Here is a 15,292-nt window from a genome sequence, read left to right on the forward strand (position 1 = left end):
CAGCTCGGATTTGCAGACTCTAGAGTCATCGCCATGGTGCGTGGCGATGTCCGTTGAGGAGCAGGACGCGGGCGCCGTTCATCATTTGCACCGCGACCTGTCCAACCGCCAGATCCAACTGATCGCGATCGGCGGCGCGATCGGTACCGGCCTGTTCATGGGGTCGGGGCGGACGATCACCCAAGCGGGGCCAGCGGTCGTCGTGGTCTACGCGGTCATCGGGTTCTTCGTCTTTTTCGTGCTGCGCGCGATGGGCGAATTGCTGCTGTCGAACTTGAACTACAAGTCGTTCGTCGACTTTGCGGCCGACCTGCTGGGACCCGCGGCGGGTTTCTTCGTCGGGTGGTCTTACTGGTTCGCCTGGATCGTCACCGGGCTTGCGGAGGTAGTGGCTATCGTCGGCTACTCCAAGTTCTGGTGGCCGGCCATCCCAGACTGGTTTCCCGCTCTCGTGACGGTGACCTTGGTGTTGGTCATAAATCTGTTCAGCGTGCGCAACTTCGGCGAGATCGAGTTCTGGTTCGCGCTGATCAAGATCGTCGCGATCTTGGGCTTGATTGTGGTTGGAGCGGTTCTGGTGGCGACCGGTTTCGTCTCGCCCCGCGGCGACCGCGCAACGCTGGAGAATCTGTGGAACGACGGCGGGTTCTTCGCGACGGGTTTCATGGGTGTGGTCGGTGGCGTCCAGATCGCATTCTTCGCCTTCGTCGGTGTCGAACTGGTCGGCACCGCGGCAGCTGAGACCGCCGATCCGCGCCGGACTCTCCCCCGCGCCATCAACGCCGTCCCATTGCGGGTGGCAATTTTCTATATCGGCGCGCTGCTGGCGATACTGGCCGTCGTGCCGTGGCGGCTCTTCGCAAGCGGCGAGTCCCCGTTCGTAACGATGTTCGCCTTGGCCGGACTGGGTGCGGCCGCTTCACTGGTGAACTTCGTAGTGATCACCTCCGCGGCCTCGTCGGCGAATTCCGGGGTGTTCTCCACCGGTCGAATGATCTTCGGTTTGGCCGACGAGGGCAGCGCCCCTTCGGTGTTTCGCCGACTCAACCGCGGCGGTGTGCCGGGGTGGGCCGTGCTGTTGACCGCGCCGTTGCTGCTGTTGTCGATTCCCCTGCTGTACGCGGGTGGTTCGGTGATCGACGTCTTCACGGTCATCACGACGGTGGCGTCGCTGTTGTTCATGTTCGTGTGGGCAATGATTGTGGTCAGCTACCTGGTTTACCGTCGTCGGCATCCGCGGCGCCACTCCGCCTCGATGTACAAAATGCCGGGTGGCCTGGCGATGTGCTGGGCAATCCTCGTCTTCTTCATCATGGTGATCTGGACACTGTCAACCGATCGGCAAACAACAGTCGCACTGGCCTGGTTTCCCGCGTGGTTCCTGTTGCTGGGAGCCGGTTGGCTGGTGGTGCGGCGCCGCCCCGGCAACGCCGAGCGATATCGGATGTTCCAAGCTGAGATGAACCACCCACAGATCGGAGTACCCAAGCATGGTTAATCGCCCCGAGGTTCCGGGAAACGCCGAGATCATCGATGAATTTCGGGCGAACGGCGGCAAGGTCGGAGGCCCTTTCGAAGGGGCCACGCTGTTACTGCTGCACAGCACCGGCGCCAAGTCCGGCAAGGAGCGCGTCAACCCGGTGATGACATTTGATATCGACGGCAAACTGCTGATCGTCGGTTCGTATGCCGGCGCCGACGTCGACCCCGCGTGGTTGCACAACCTACGTGCTCACCCCGAGGCGCACATCGAGATCGGCACCGAGGCCTACGACGTGCGTGCCCGCGAGCTGCCGATTGACGAGCGCGACGCCGTATACCCGCGAATTGTGGAGCAGGCGCCGGGCTTCGGCGGGTACCAGTCCAAAACCGACCGGCTCATTCCGGTCATCGAACTACAACGTCGTTGAGTTTCTTGGGATCGGTAGCCTTCCCGCACCTTTCTACTGGGTGCAACGACGACGCCACCAAGGCGACGCGCCACGAAAGGAAGACTGCAGATGAACATCGTCCCCGCCAGCGTCCAGGCTCAGATCAACCGGGTCGACCGGCAGTGGAGCCTGTGGATCGGGATCAGCCTCGCCCTGCTGGCTGCCGGCTCCGCGTTCCGGGTGTTCTGGATGCTCTACATCTCCATGGCGTTCGGCATGTTCGCGGGTCCGATCATCGTTCACGTCGTTTTCTCGCTCGCGATCGGCGCCGCCGCAGCCGTAGGAGCGACCGGATTCCTGACCCGCTACCACAAAGACACCGAATCCGAACGAGTGTGAGCCGCTAGAGCAACCGAATGGCCCCGAACAATCGGGGCCATTCGTGGTTGCGTGCGGGATCAGCGACTGGAGATCCGCTGCAGCGTGTTGTCGAACAGTTTGTCCAAGGGCTGTTGATGGCCCGTACTCGCCGTGCCGGTCAGCACTACCCCCCTGGTGCGTGCGTAAGAGTAGTAGTCGGTCCGCGTCTCGTCCGTCGGGCCCGACCCGATGGTGGTGGTGACTGAGTACCGAAAACGTTGCGGCCCAGTCCCGTTGCGCGAGTCCTCAAGAATGTGAACGGTATAGTTGCCGGCGGCCGCACTGCTGAACTGCAGGCAACGGGACACCTGACCGGTGAACGCCTCGAAGCCGGCCGGTTCGAACTCTCGCCCGACCATCAGACGAATATCCCTGCGCGCCGCGAGATCTGCCGAATCGGACAGATCGTGGCCGAACACCTCGGCTGCGTCGAAGGCGCCGGTGGAAGCCACTCCAATCACGGCGAAGCATTCGACGGGTGTGATGCCCAGGCCCTCGTCGTTCACGTGATACCGGAAATACCCGAACGTGTCCGAGAGCTCCTTGATGTCGCTGACCGTCCACGAGGGCGGGAAGTCGTTCTGGCCGGGCAACAGTTGTGCCAACTGCTGGTCCGTCAACGCGGCGAGGTGTGGAGCCGGCGCACCCGACTCATGTTCGTGCGCTGACGGTCTGAACACGTTGGTCGCGGTGATGAGTACCGCGGTCGCCGCGATCACCCACAGCACGAGCGCGACCAGCCATGGAGCTCGGCATCTCATAGTGAGTGCAGCTTTCGCAGTGTTTGGGCGGCAACGCTTTTAACCTGCTGCAGTTCGGCGCCCTCCAGGTAGATGGTGCACTCCAGCAGAACGCCGCGCACCGCGTAGTACTCGACGTGATAACTGGAGGCCGGGTCGCGTCCGGTGACCGGCGTGAACTTGCGGGTGACGACGACGGCGGCGTCTGCGCCGTCAGCCGAACGTGATTCCACCGATGTCGCCACTTCGCGGCGATTCTTGACCTCGCCGTCGAGAAAGTGATTGGTGACCCGGTATGAGCCACAGCGACCGATCCAGTTGAGGTAGTGGGTGATTTGAGCCGGACCGTCGGGCACAACCCAGATCGCAAACCGGGCGTTGGGGCCATGTTCGTGGGATTCCCCGGTAGCCGCGGCGTCCGCGGGCGGCGCGTCCTGGACGAACAATTGGGCGTAGCGGTCGACGTGGACGAACGCGGCCAGGGCGGCACCGGAGTGGTCGAGGAGGTGCGGGATTGTTCCGCAGTCCACCGGGGCATACTCGGCGGCGGCCGCGGTTGACACGGTTGGAGTCGGCGAGGGTGCCGCGGTCGAGGGCGCGCGCTGCAACCGACCCGTCAGCGAATAACCCCAATCCTGCGGGAAGTCGACGCTGGTAGGGAGGGCGGTGGCCAGTGCCCAGTTCGTCCGCGAGGCCAGGCTGCTGTCGTGCGGTGCCCGCACCAGCAGGACCGCTCCGCAGATACCCAGGACGACGACGGCGGCGACGCCGACCACCTGCGGCCAGGGCCGGTCGCGCGCAGCCCGTTTCACGGTGACGGCCTCCATGCGCTCTCCTCCCGCGGTCTGGGCTGCGCGGCGTCCGCACTGCCGCCGGGAATGCCGGCGTAACACTAACGCGGCGACGACGCGGAGAAGCCGATCGACACAGCTCGCGGCCGAGAATTCAGCCGGCACCAGTCTTACCCGACGCAGATCAGCCACCGCGCTGCGGCGGTACGGCCTTCTAGCGGTGCCAGCCGTCGGCACGGCGAATAGTGTTGCGCCGCAACTGAAACTGCGCCAGTTTAGCTACTTACGCGTTGACCAGCTCCGGGTGGAAGCGGGCCGCCATCCGGCGTAGTCCGTCCTGCCAGTCGACCGTGCCGGGGGCGCCGATGAGCTCGTGAAGCCGGCTCACATCGACGGGGTTGCCACGCAGCGCCAGGGGGCTCTCCTGGAACACCGGCTCCCGGCCGATCAATGCGCCCAGGTAAGCACACCATTGCTGGATACTGACGATCTGGTCACCGGCCCAATTGACCGTGGTCGCCGGAACCGAGGCCGCAGCAAGCAGTTTCGGGATGGTCGCGATGATGTCGTCCTGGTGGATCGGGTTGTAGCGGGCCGGTTCACCGGGCGGCACCGGAATTGGGATACCACCCAGGATCATCTCCATGTGATAGAACATCCATCCCCCGTTGTCTCCGTAGGGAACGTTCAATCGGGCGATCGTGGTCGGGAGCCCAAGGACGCGCGACATCGACCGGGCGACGGCCTCCCCCGCGATCTTGGAGATCGAATACGTGGGGAACAACGGCTTGTGGTTGTCGCCCAGCGCGGCGCGTTCGGTGCGCACTTCGTCACCCGGCGGGTCGTAGACGGCCGTCGACGAGCAGTGCAGAAAGGCTTGCGCGCCGCGGCAGTGCGCCATCAGGAGTCCGACAGCGTCCGCGTTGGCGCTCAGATCCTGGTCCCATTTGCCGCTCTTGGCCACCGCAAAATTGAGGACATGGTCGAAATCCGACGGGAGGTCGGCGAAGTCGCCGGAGGCGAGATTGACCGTCTCGCATCGCACACCCGCCTGTTCGAGGGCGGCACGCGCGGTGGCGTCGGTGAATCTGGCGATGCCCCAGACTTCGTTGTCGGCAGCCAGGGCGGTGGCCACCGGGGTGGCGACTTGGCCGGTCACTCCGGTGATCAGGATCTTCGAGTCGCGCATTCGCAGATGGTAGCTGTGGCCGGCCGGTCCGGGCCCCGCCGTACGAGGTCGATGGTTTTGCGCATTGTGCTCACTGGGCGTGGTAGGGTCCCTGCATGCCCACCAGGGGTCGCATCGACTTGCGGCTCGCCAGCCGGATACTGCTGCTGCAACTGGTCTTGATCACCCTGACGTTGATCGTGGCGTTCGGGCTGTTCGTTGAGTTCAATCGCCATCGACTTGATCTGCAATACGGCGTGCACGCAATGGATATCGCCCGCGTCGTGGCCTCGTCGCCGACCGTGCTGAACAACATCGGACGCTACGAAGACCTGCCCGCGAGTCCGACGGAAACTGCGCCTGCCCAACTGCGCAACGAACTGGCGACCGGACCGCTTCAATCGGTGGCGACGCGGGTGGAACAGCGAACTCACGTGTTGTTCGTCGTCATCACCAACGACCAGGGCATCAGGCTTGCCCATCCCCGCCGCGACGAACTCGGCCTGCGGGTCAGCACCGATCCTTCGACAGCCCTGCGCGGGCAGGAAGAGGTGATCCATGAGTCCGGCAGCCTGGGTCGGTCGATCGTTGCCAAGGTGCCGTTGGTGGAACCGGGGACAAATCGGGTGCTGGGCATGGTCAGCGTCGGCATTTCCACCAAGGAGTTCGACGAACAGTTCTCCAAAAACTTGCGGGTCCTGGCTCCGTTGGGCGGAGCCGCCCTGCTGATCGGTGTGGTGGGCTCGATTGCGCTGGCGCGGCGGTGGCGAGGGTTGACCCTGGGTCTACGTCCTGCCGAGATGGCCGAATTGGTGCGCACCCAGGCGGCGGTGTTGCACGGCATCGGAGAGGGCGTGCTGGCGGCAGACGAGACCGGCAGCATCACTTTCGTCAACGACGAAGGGTGCCGGCTGTTGGAGATCGGCACCGAACTGGGCGGCCAAATCGACGAAATCGGTTTGACACCGCGCATTCTCGACGTGTTCAAGTCGGCTGACGCGGCGCCCGCCCTGGCAACGGTCGGGCAGCGCATCGTCGTGGTCTCGGCGCGCCGAGTGCAGCGCGATGGTCGTCAACTGGGCACCGTCTTGGTGGTGCGTGACCGTACCGATGTCGAGTCACTGACGCGGCAACTCGATGCAGTGCAGGTGATGAGCACCGCGCTGCGCGCTCAGCGCCACGAGTTCGCCAACCGGCTGCATCTGCTGAACGGGCTCTTGCACACCGGGCACGTCGAGGACGGGTTGGCCTACCTGGAGGAACTGCTCGGCTCCGGCCCGCTCGGTTCCGCGCTGCCCGGAATCGAATCCATCCGCGACAACCACCTGCAAGCGTTCCTGGGGGCCAAGGCAGCGGCCGCCCGCGAGGCCGGCGTCACGCTCCAGATCGGTGAGAACACCTGGGTGTCTGGCAGATTGGAACTCCCGGTGGATGTCACTACCGTGGTGGGCAATCTGATCGACAACGCGATCGACGCCGCCCGCTCCGGTGCGAATCCCGCCAAAGAGGTGGAAATCGAACTACTGCAAGAGGGTTCGACGCTCCATGTCACCGTAGCCGACAGCGGTGACGGCGTCGCGCCCGATTTCGTCGAGCAGCTTTTCAACGAGGGCACCACAACCAAGCCCGATTCCGGGATACCGGGCGGGCGTGGTATCGGACTTGCCTTGTCGCGCCAGATCAGCCGTGCCCTGGGCGGTGAGCTGCGGCTGGCCAGTGCGGGCAATCCGGGTGCACGGCAGGGGCCGGTGGGGGCTGAGTTCATCGCGCGACTGCCCGGTGTGATGGCTGAGGAGGAGCAATGGGCGGAGCAGACCTGACTGTGCTGGTGGTCGACGACGACTTCCGCGTCGCCAATATGCACGCGGGCGTCGTCGACGCGATGCCGGGTTTCACGGTGGCCGCGACCGCCAATACCGTGGCGGCCGCGCGCCAGGCCGCCCCGGTCGACCTGGCACTGGTCGATGTATACCTGCCGGACGGTTCCGGCATCGACTTCGTCCGCGAATTACGCACTGACGCAATGGTTCTCACGGCGGCCACCGAAGCCGACACCGTCCGAGCCGCAATGGCGGCGGGGGCGGTGAGCTACCTCGTCAAGCCGTTCGCCACTACCGAACTGGCGGCGCGATTGTCAGGTTATTCGCGCTACCGGAAGATCCTGTCCAGCCCGAATCTCAGCGCAGCCGACGTGGACTCGGCGCTGGACGCGCTGCGTCCCAGGGTCGTGCCGGTGCAGTCCCCCACCACAGTGGCTTCGCCGACCAAAAAGCTTGTGCTACAGGCACTGCATTCCGCCGAGTCGCCGATGTCGGCGGCGGAGGTGTCCGCGGCGATCGGCATCTCCCGGGCGACGGCCCAGCGGTATCTGGCGGCGTTGGCGACCACGGGCGAGGTCAGCGTCGGGCTGCGGTACGGAACAACCGGGCGGCCGGAGCAAGAATTCGCCGCCACGAATCCCGCGGCGCGGTCACGGCGCTGAATTCGCGGTCCGGCGAACGGCTCGGTTCGACCGCACCGCTGGCCACCAGTTCGCCCGTCCGATCATGGCCGCCACCGCGGGCACGGTGATGGTGCGCACCACGAAGGTGTCGATCAACAATCCCATGCCGATGACGAAGCCGGTCTGAACCATGATCGAGATGCTGCCGAACATCAGGCCGAACATCGAAGCGGCGAAGATGATGCCGGCTGAGGTGATGACGCCCCCCGTGGATCGAACGGCACGAATGATTCCCGAGCGGACGCCGGATCTGGACTCCTCCTTTATCCGCGTGATCAGCAGCAGATTGTAGTCGGCGCCGACCGCCACCAACATGATGAATGCGATCGCCGGCACGTTCCAGTAGAGGGCCTGATGGCAGACGAACTGGAAGAACAGTACGCCCAGCCCGACCGCGGAAAGGTACGAAATCACGACGGAAGCAATGAGATACAGCGGAGCCACAACCGACCGCAACACCGCGACCAGGATCAGGAAGACCACCAGCAGGGTCACTATGACAACCAGCCGGATATCGCTGTCGTAGAAGCTGCGTGTCGTGTTGTACATCGCGGTGGTGCCCGCCACCGATATCGACGCATCCGCCAGCGAACCCTGCTGTTCACCGCGCGCCGCGTTGAGAATCGCCGTGTCCTGATTCATCGCGGACGCGCTGAACGGCGCGAACGTGGTTTCGACGAGATAGCGCACCGAATGACCGTCGCGTGAGATGAACATGGCGGCGGCATTCTTGAAGTCATTGGAATCCAGCACCTGTGGCGGGATGTACATCCCGGCCATGGAGGGTTGTGCGGCGTCACGCTTCATCGACAGCAACAGATCGGCGGCCTTGGTCATGCCAAGCCCCATCTGCCTGGTCTGATCGACCAGCGTGTGCACTCCTTGAGCAAGTCGCCGGCTGCCGACAGCCAGTGAGTTGGCCCCTTCTTGCAGGTGGGCGATGTTGCGCTGAACGCCCGCGGGGCCGGATGCCGACGTGAGGACACAAGCCAGACGACTTATCGCAGACTGCAATTGCCGCACGACAGCAGCGGTCTGGCTGGTGAGCACACCGCTGTTGCGGGCGCCGACGAGCTGTCGGAGCTGCTGACGCCCGCTGCGGCAGCTGGCATCAGCATCGCACTGAGCGCTGTTGTCCAGGGCATCGAGCATCGGACTGGCGGCATCCATGACCCCGGTCAGCGGGCCGACCCCGGCGTCGGTGAACTGGCGCAAGGTCTTGAGCAGCCCCGCGGCGACTTCCAGCTGCTGTTGCGCCTGGGTCAGCGTGGCCGACAATGCGGTCAACGAGCCTTCGGCGCCGGTGACCTGATCGCGAACCTGCGCCAGGTTCCTCGCGAGTTCGTCGGCTCCGCTGGTCAGCGCGTCGAGATCGGTATTCCGGTCGGTGATCTGGGTGGAGACGGCCTGCAGTCTGTCGCCAACCTCCCCGGCCTGGAAGCTCAGCGCTGCTTGAGTGAGCGGCTTGCCGGCGGGCCGGGTGATGCCACGCACCGCAGCGATATCGGGAAGCGCAGCCACCCGTTGCGCCATCTGCTCCAGATCGGCGAGTGCTTGCGGGTTGCGCAGGTCATGCGGCGAACGCACATAAACGTATTGCGGCAGTAGTGCACTCGCGCCGAAGTGGCGCTCCATAGCCGAGAAGCCGAGGTTGCTCTCCGCCGATGCCGGCAGTTGGGTACGGTCGTCGAAGGTCGGGTGCAGCAGCGCGGCGCAGCCGGCCAAGGCGATCAGTATCGAAAGGCTCACCAGCAGATGGGCTTTCGGACGCCGCACGATGCGCACCGCCGAGCGTCGCCATACTCGGTCGGTCAGTGGTCGCAGCGGCGCCACCCACCCCCGTCGGCCGGCCAGCACAAGGACGGCCGGCAGTAGTGTGACAGCGGCGCCGAAGGACACCGCGATGGACACGGCAAGGGCCGGGCCGACACAGGTGAAAGCGGGCAGGCGGGTGAAGACCATCGAGAAGAAGGTGGCGGCGACGGTTGCCGCCGATGCCGCGATGACCTTGCCGATCGAGTTCAACGCGGTGCACACGGCAAGGTCTGAGTCCATGCCAGACCGAAGGTGCTCGTGGTAGCGGCTGATCAGAAATACCGCGTAATCGGTTCCGGCGCCTGCGATCACCGCCGTCATCATGACCACTGTCAGCGCTGAAACGCCCAGCCCGAGCTGGGTCAGCGCTGAGACAACCCGCTGGGCGGAGGCCACCGAGATGCCGATGGTGACCAGGGGCAGCAGCACCGTGACGGGACGCCGGTAGATCACCAGCAGGATGCCCAGCACCAGCAACGCGGTGGCGATCTCGATCAGGTGCATGTCGTGCTCGGTGGTGATCGACAGGTCGCCGAGGACGGCAGGCTGCCCGGTCACGTCGGCCCGCACCGCGGAACCGGCTGTGGTCTGCTTGGCGATTCGGCTGATCCGTTGGTAGGCCTGCGAGGACTCCGGTGACCCAGGGGGCGTACGCAGCGTGACGGCCATGAAGAATGCCTTGTGGTCGGGGCTGACCATGACCGGGCGCAGCGCCGGTGAACTGAAAATGTCCTGCGCCGTGGTGATGTCGGTGGTGTCATCGCGCAGCTTGGCGGCTAGCTTGCGGTAGACGGCATCGTCGGCCGGTTGCAGGCCCCGCTCGTCGGTCAGCACGACCACCAGAGTGTTCTCGGCGGATTCGCCGAAGTCTTTGGCCATCTGCTCGGCTGCCGCCATCGCGTTGGGCGGCAGTGGTTGTACCGTGCGGCTTTCCACTACTTGGCTCAACGGCGGGAACGCCACCATGAGCACGGTGAGCGCGGCGATCCAGGCGCCGACCACCAGCCACGGCGCGCGCACCACCCCGCGACCCAGCACCGCGAACGCGCCACAGCCCCAGGTTCGCATGTCACGCGGCCTCGTCGAGCGGGTCCGGGTTCGGCCAGCCGGCACCGGCGGTCAGTTCGAACTCCCGCAGTGTGCTCGAAATGTGCTGTTCCAGCAGGGCATTGGTATTGGGTCCGCCGGGCTGATAGGCAAGGACGGAGATGAACAGGCGACCGTCCAGTCGGCCGGAAGCAAGCGCCAGCCGTCCGCCGGTGTTGTGCATCATCGACGTCGTCACCCCGGGAAACAGTGACATCATCGCGAAGCAGTCCGACGGCGTGCCGTCCGCGCGGGCAACCGCGGGGTCGATCGCGCCGACGTTGGACGCGACGACGGTGCTCGGGGTACCGGCAGCGACTCCGACCAGTCGTTTGACCAGTCGCTTCGGCAGGAACGGAACCAGCGGCATGAGCGCCCACCGCTCGTTGGGGACCTCGTCGTGCCGGATCAGGGCCTGCTTGATGGTCGCCCGGATCTCGCGCAGGTCGGTTGGATCGGGTACCTGCCGCACGGTGATGTCGGCGTTAGTCACCGCATTTGCGCGCGTGTCACCTGGAATGCGTTCGTTGACGGGCATCGCCAGCACCAGCGAGCCGTCGGCGGCGACCCGTCCCACCCGCTGCGCGAGGCGGGCCGCCACCGCGGCGAACAGCGCGTTGCTGGTGCCGCCGATGGCGTGCGCGCGGGCGTCCCACTCGTCGGCATCGACAAAGACCGTCGTCATCGGCATCGCGACGGGTTTGTCCGGCTGGGTGAGCGGGCCCGTCGCGGACGCGGCAACGCCGCGGTCCCGCCAGGCCAGCCGTGCCACCGCAACGACGGCGCGGCCGGCAGCGGGAAGGTCACGCACCGTTTGCCGAATGTCGGCGAGCAGCACCCGAGTGCGTCGGCGCGACCGGGCGGCGGGCCAGCCGATCGTGCCGTCATTGCCGGTTGCGGCCGCCGTCAGCGCTTCACACAGCCCGAGGCCGTCCGCCAGGCAATGCGACAGCACCAGACTCACACCTGCGCCACCTTCGGAGAACGGCAGTACGGCGAGATGCCACGGGGGCCCAAGCTCGGCGTCCAGTGGGGTGTTGGCCTGTTCGGTGAGCCACGCGTCGAACTCTGCCCGGGGGCGTGCGGAAGTGGCGATCTCGATGTCGGAGAAGCGTTGCGGGGAGACCCAGCGGTGGCGGCCGAACGGCAACGGTGAGCGCTCGATGCAGCGGCGCAGACGTCCCTGCTGCAGGTGGTGGTGGAAGGTTCGCAGGCCCTCGAGGTCGATCGCGCGGTGGTAGACCCAGGCGCACTGCAGCAGGCCGGTGGCTCCGGTGGCCCGTTCACCGAGGAACATGGCTTGGTCGGCGAGATCGATCACATTGTCGGTGCCATTGTCGGTGCCCTTGTCGGTGCCCTTGTCGCTGCAATCGTGCAACGGCGAGCGCCATTTTCGGCTCCGGGCGAATGGGGTCATTGTGGTATTCCTTTTCTCGAGTATGGCGTTACCGGCTGATCCAGGGATTCGACATCGGAAGGGCGCTGAGAACTAACGATTCAGCTGCCGACCGGTCGGTGTCGGCATAGGTCTGCGCAATCTGCGTGAAAGCCACGCCGGCCCGGATCAGTTCTTCCTGCGCGGCTCGGTTCAACTCCAGCATCGATTCAGCTTCTTGCTGGAAAGCCGTCACAGCCTGCATCGATACCTCGTCGGCGCCCGCAGGCGGCAGACCGGTGATGGCGATTTGTGCGTGGTCGCCGGCCTGGAGGCTGCTTAGGCCGATCTGGACCACCTGGCCCCCGATGTCACCGACGACCGGGTGAAATGTCATTGGTTGCATGCGTCTACTCCTCGTCTGTGCTGTGCCGAATTTCCCCCGCGATGCGAAAATCGGTGGGCACTGCTGTCCGCCGAGAACTCGGGTTATTCCGGAGTTCTTCGGGATACAAACCGCGTTATTTGTTGAGATTGAACCTAGGGCGCGGTTGCGGACGTGTCGCGCTTGTGGGCGATAGTCGGAGTAAGCGACGATTTCTCACTTTTGCGCATTGTGCTCACCGTCGGTGTGGCGGCGGCAGAAAGTGCTTCGGGACGCCCCTCGGGGACCTTAGAATTGAGTTGTTGTCCAGCGTGATCGGACCGGCGCATTTTGCAGCGGTCGTCGCGCACGAACACACAGGAGCAGCAGGCAGATGGCAATGGATTCCATGTACCACGATCCGGCCGCCGGTGACATCGGTTCGCAGTTGGTCGACATCGGTAGCCAGGGCATCAGCGCCGGCTCGACGGCGGCTATGTCGGTGTTGACCGGGCTGATACCTGCCGGCGGTGAAGAGGTCTCGATGCAGGCGGTGATGGCGTTCGCGCAAGAGGCTGCCACCATGCTGGCGTCCAACACCGCGGCTCAAGAAGAATTGATGCGGGCCGGCACCGCGTTGACCGACATTGCCCGCATGTACAACGAATCCGACGACGCGGCCGCCGGGGCGTTGGCCTTCAGCTCCGGCGCGATGTCCCGCTTCGGATCGGCGGCCGGTTCCAGCGGCGGTGGCGGGCTGGGTGCCGCGGCGTTGCAGAGCGACCTTGCCGGGGCGGCGCGCAATCCCCTGGTAGCAGGTCTGGCCACTGAGGCGACGTCGCCGTCGATGACCTCCGCGGCCGCCAACGCCGGCTCCTCAGCGATGAGCGGTGCGGCCCCGCTGGGTAGCGGCATGAGCGGCGCGGGGAGTTCTGGCGGCGCTTCCAAGGCGAGTCTGGCATCGGCCTCTGCCCCTGATGACCAAGACGACCGCCAGCACGACCGCGAGGACGAACAGCAGCTCGGCGAGCAGTTGCTCTGACACGACGCGTCACGCATTCGCGACGTAGCCCCGTCCGGTCTCATACGCTAACGCGTGAAACTCGACGTGAAGGAGCGCTGTTGTGACCGAAGAGCCTGAGATGGCCACCATCCTGCGGCAGATGAAGGTTCCCGAGCGGATGAAGGGCAGCCAGGCCTTGCGAGACTTCCTGCTCATCTACGTCGACGACGAAGAGTCGATTGCCGCCAACCCGGAACGACTCAAGCAGCTGAACGGGTTGATGATCCTTTCGCAGCTCGAAGTCATCAACGCTCTGGGAGCGTTGGAGGAGAGTGCCCAGAACTACAGCAGGACAACCCGTCGCCGCCGCTGGTTCTGAGCCCAGAGTGCGGTGGATCGTCGACGGGATGAACGTCATCGGGAGTCGCCCGGACGGCTGGTGGAAGGATCGTCAGCGTGCCATGGCCGCGTTGGTGGACAGGCTTGACGAGTGGGCCAAGCCCCACCACGAGGTCGTCACGGTGGTGTTTGAGCGTCCGCCGTCGACTCCGATCCGCTCGTCGGTGATCGAGGTGACGTATGCGCCCAGGGCAGCGGCGAATTCGGCCGACGACGAGATTGTGCGACTGGTGCAGGCAGACCAACAGCCCGGTGAAGTTCGGGTGGTGACATCGGACAGGGCGCTGACCGAGCGAGTCCGGCTCCTCGGCGCGTCGGTGTCCCGGGCCGAGGGCTTCCGTGACCTGATCGACCCCCGCGACGCCAAACCCGGAGCGCCGCATGCCAACTGATACGGCAACCCCGACCGGCACGAACCGACTCTGCGCTCTCGCAGGCATCGACATCCCGATCGTCCAGGCGCCGATGACCTACATCGCCGGTGCGCAACTGGCCGCGGCGGTATCGAATGCCGGCGCGCTGGGCATCATCGAAACCACGTCGGAGCAGGGCCGCGCCGATCTGCAGCGCGTACACGAGATCACCGACCGGCCCGTCGGGGCCAACATCGCGCTGCTGTTCAACCGCGACCCGGCCGTTGTAGACCTGTTGGTCGCCAACAATATTCGCTTCGCAACCACCTCGGCCGGTGACCCGTCGCTGTTCACCGCCCGACTGCATGACGCCGGCATCACCGTGTTTCACGTGGTCGGCACGCTGGCGGCGGCGAGGAAGGCCGTCGACGCCGGCGTGGACGGCCTGGTGGTGGAAGGCGTTGAGGGAGGCGGCTTCAAGAACCGCTTCGGCGCTTCGACGATGGTGCTGCTGCCTCTGGTGGCGGCCCATGTCGATGTGCCGATCGTGGCGGCCGGTGGCATCTGTGACGCTCGATCCATGGCGGCTGCGTTGGTGCTGGGCGCCGACGGCGTGCAGATGGGCACCCGACTACTGGCCTCGGCGGACGCGCCCGTGCACCGCAATCTCAAGCAGGCAGTGGTCAGCGCCGACGAGACTTCGACCGTGCTACTCCCCCTGGACGGCCGGCGAATGATGCGCGTGATCCGGACTCCCGCCGCTGAGAAGCTGGATGCTACAGCGTCTTTCGAAGAGGGCGGTGCCGCGTTGCAGCGGGTGCAGCGGCTCTACTTCGACGGCGATATGGACGCCAGTGTCGCCAATACCGGTCAGGTCGCCGGCCGTATCGATGATCTGCCGCCGGCTGCCGACATCATCGCCCGGACGTGGACGGGGTGTCGTCAGGTACTGGCTGCCACCGCCGACCGACTGGCTAGCTCGGCCGGGACTTGACGTCGTACAGGACGGTCTCACCATCGACCTTGGTGATCTTATGTGCGCGGTGTACGGCTTGCCTTCGGGTCCGGTGAAGTGACAGTTGAACTCGGCGCCGACTTTGGCTTCTACTCCCGGCGGGCATTTGACGTCCGTTGGCCGGAAACCCGTTTGCCTGGCGACGACGTCGATGACGGACTTTGTGGCTCCTTCGGGCCGTACTGTCGACTTGCTGCTGCATCCCGGCACGGACACTGCCACCAATCCAACGACGACGCCCGCGGCCACGCGGGTACCGGCGCTTGTTATTCGATGAGCGTAACCGGGATTCCGGTCAGTCGGGTTCGTCTCCATTTTCGTCGTCCTCGGGTGCGAACAGTTTCTCCGGGTGGTGGAAGGTGTTGATGCGGGGTTGGCCGTGGTCCAGG

At 65.3% G+C, this 15,292-nt stretch carries 15 protein-coding genes and 1 pseudogene; 9 read left to right on the plus strand and 7 right to left on the minus strand.

Annotated elements, in window-relative coordinates; translation table 11 throughout:
- Nucleotides 1-46 precede the first annotated feature (46 nt).
- The 3 genes from AC5Y7D_RS26750 to AC5Y7D_RS26760 all read left to right on the plus strand — a co-directional run bounded on the left by AC5Y7D_RS26750 (nucleotide 47) and on the right by AC5Y7D_RS26760 (nucleotide 2,270).
- Nucleotides 47-1,498 (plus strand): amino acid permease, encoded by a 1,452-nt coding sequence (locus AC5Y7D_RS26750; RefSeq protein ID WP_499928799.1) that lies wholly within the window; start codon nucleotides 47-49, stop codon nucleotides 1,496-1,498.
- Nucleotides 1,491-1,910 carry a nitroreductase family deazaflavin-dependent oxidoreductase gene (locus tag AC5Y7D_RS26755; protein WP_499928800.1) on the plus strand — a complete coding sequence of 140 codons (420 nt, stop codon included), beginning with the start codon at nucleotides 1,491-1,493 and terminating at the stop codon, nucleotides 1,908-1,910. The genes AC5Y7D_RS26750 and AC5Y7D_RS26755 overlap by 8 nt, the downstream gene beginning before the upstream one ends.
- 90 nt (nucleotides 1,911-2,000) lie before the next feature.
- Nucleotides 2,001-2,270: a hypothetical protein gene (locus tag AC5Y7D_RS26760; protein WP_499928802.1), complete on the plus strand. Its 270-nt coding sequence runs from the start codon at nucleotides 2,001-2,003 to the stop codon at nucleotides 2,268-2,270.
- A 59-nt stretch (nucleotides 2,271-2,329) separates the two neighbouring features.
- Here the strand turns inward: AC5Y7D_RS26760 and AC5Y7D_RS26765 are convergent, their stop codons facing one another.
- The 3 genes from AC5Y7D_RS26765 to AC5Y7D_RS26775 all read right to left on the minus strand — a co-directional run bounded on the left by AC5Y7D_RS26765 (nucleotide 2,330) and on the right by AC5Y7D_RS26775 (nucleotide 5,011).
- Nucleotides 2,330-3,052 carry a hypothetical protein gene (locus AC5Y7D_RS26765; protein WP_499928804.1) on the minus strand — a complete coding sequence of 241 codons (723 nt, stop codon included), beginning with the start codon at nucleotides 3,050-3,052 and terminating at the stop codon, nucleotides 2,330-2,332.
- The gene (locus AC5Y7D_RS26770; RefSeq protein WP_499928806.1) at nucleotides 3,049-3,858 is read right to left on the minus strand and encodes a hypothetical protein; all 810 of its coding nucleotides are present in this window, start codon (nucleotides 3,856-3,858) and stop codon (nucleotides 3,049-3,051) included. Before AC5Y7D_RS26770 ends, AC5Y7D_RS26765 begins: the two co-directional genes overlap by 4 nt.
- 247 nt (nucleotides 3,859-4,105) lie before the next feature.
- The gene (locus AC5Y7D_RS26775; protein ID WP_499928808.1) at nucleotides 4,106-5,011 is read right to left on the minus strand and encodes an NAD-dependent epimerase/dehydratase family protein; all 906 of its coding nucleotides are present in this window, start codon (nucleotides 5,009-5,011) and stop codon (nucleotides 4,106-4,108) included.
- A gap of 95 nt (nucleotides 5,012-5,106) precedes the next feature.
- On the opposite strand from AC5Y7D_RS26775, the gene AC5Y7D_RS26780 reads away from it, so the two are divergent.
- The gene (locus AC5Y7D_RS26780) at nucleotides 5,107-6,810 is read left to right on the plus strand and encodes a sensor histidine kinase (RefSeq protein ID WP_499928810.1); all 1,704 of its coding nucleotides are present in this window, start codon (nucleotides 5,107-5,109) and stop codon (nucleotides 6,808-6,810) included.
- Nucleotides 6,792-7,472 (plus strand): response regulator, encoded by a 681-nt coding sequence (locus tag AC5Y7D_RS26785; RefSeq protein ID WP_499928812.1) that lies wholly within the window; start codon nucleotides 6,792-6,794, stop codon nucleotides 7,470-7,472. The genes AC5Y7D_RS26780 and AC5Y7D_RS26785 overlap by 19 nt, the downstream gene beginning before the upstream one ends.
- Here AC5Y7D_RS26785 and AC5Y7D_RS26790 read toward each other — a convergent pair.
- From AC5Y7D_RS26790 to AC5Y7D_RS26800, 3 genes are all read right to left on the minus strand, one after another.
- The gene (locus AC5Y7D_RS26790) at nucleotides 7,461-10,376 is read right to left on the minus strand and encodes an MMPL/RND family transporter (protein ID WP_499928814.1); all 2,916 of its coding nucleotides are present in this window, start codon (nucleotides 10,374-10,376) and stop codon (nucleotides 7,461-7,463) included. The two genes, AC5Y7D_RS26785 and AC5Y7D_RS26790, sit on opposite strands and share 12 nt — an antisense overlap.
- A gap of 1 nt (nucleotide 10,377) precedes the next feature.
- Nucleotides 10,378-11,691: a WS/DGAT/MGAT family O-acyltransferase gene (locus AC5Y7D_RS26795; protein WP_499928830.1), complete on the minus strand. Its 1,314-nt coding sequence runs from the start codon at nucleotides 11,689-11,691 to the stop codon at nucleotides 10,378-10,380.
- A gap of 148 nt (nucleotides 11,692-11,839) precedes the next feature.
- The gene (locus AC5Y7D_RS26800; RefSeq protein WP_499928816.1) at nucleotides 11,840-12,175 is read right to left on the minus strand and encodes a PE family protein; all 336 of its coding nucleotides are present in this window, start codon (nucleotides 12,173-12,175) and stop codon (nucleotides 11,840-11,842) included.
- 358 nt (nucleotides 12,176-12,533) lie between these two features.
- Here AC5Y7D_RS26800 and AC5Y7D_RS26805 point away from each other — a divergent pair, with 358 nt between their 5' ends.
- The 4 genes from AC5Y7D_RS26805 (at nucleotide 12,534) to AC5Y7D_RS26820 (ending at nucleotide 14,882) form a co-directional block, all read left to right on the plus strand.
- Nucleotides 12,534-13,175: a PE family protein gene (locus AC5Y7D_RS26805; protein ID WP_499928818.1), complete on the plus strand. Its 642-nt coding sequence runs from the start codon at nucleotides 12,534-12,536 to the stop codon at nucleotides 13,173-13,175.
- A gap of 82 nt (nucleotides 13,176-13,257) precedes the next feature.
- Nucleotides 13,258-13,515 carry a hypothetical protein gene (locus AC5Y7D_RS26810; RefSeq protein ID WP_499928820.1) on the plus strand — a complete coding sequence of 86 codons (258 nt, stop codon included), beginning with the start codon at nucleotides 13,258-13,260 and terminating at the stop codon, nucleotides 13,513-13,515.
- Between the two features lie 7 nt (nucleotides 13,516-13,522).
- Complete coding sequence (locus tag AC5Y7D_RS26815; protein WP_499928822.1) at nucleotides 13,523-13,927, plus strand: NYN domain-containing protein; 405 nt, start codon at nucleotides 13,523-13,525, stop codon at nucleotides 13,925-13,927.
- Nucleotides 13,917-14,882 carry an NAD(P)H-dependent flavin oxidoreductase gene (locus AC5Y7D_RS26820; protein ID WP_499928824.1) on the plus strand — a complete coding sequence of 322 codons (966 nt, stop codon included), beginning with the start codon at nucleotides 13,917-13,919 and terminating at the stop codon, nucleotides 14,880-14,882. The genes AC5Y7D_RS26815 and AC5Y7D_RS26820 overlap by 11 nt, the downstream gene beginning before the upstream one ends.
- 96 nt (nucleotides 14,883-14,978) lie before the next feature.
- Here the strand turns inward: AC5Y7D_RS26820 and AC5Y7D_RS26825 are convergent.
- Nucleotides 14,979-15,218 (minus strand): annotated as a pseudogene (locus AC5Y7D_RS26825) (hypothetical protein); the annotation flags it as partial.
- Between the last annotated feature and the right edge of the window lie 74 nt (nucleotides 15,219-15,292).

The organism is Mycobacterium sp. NGS49, assembly GCF_059812565.1.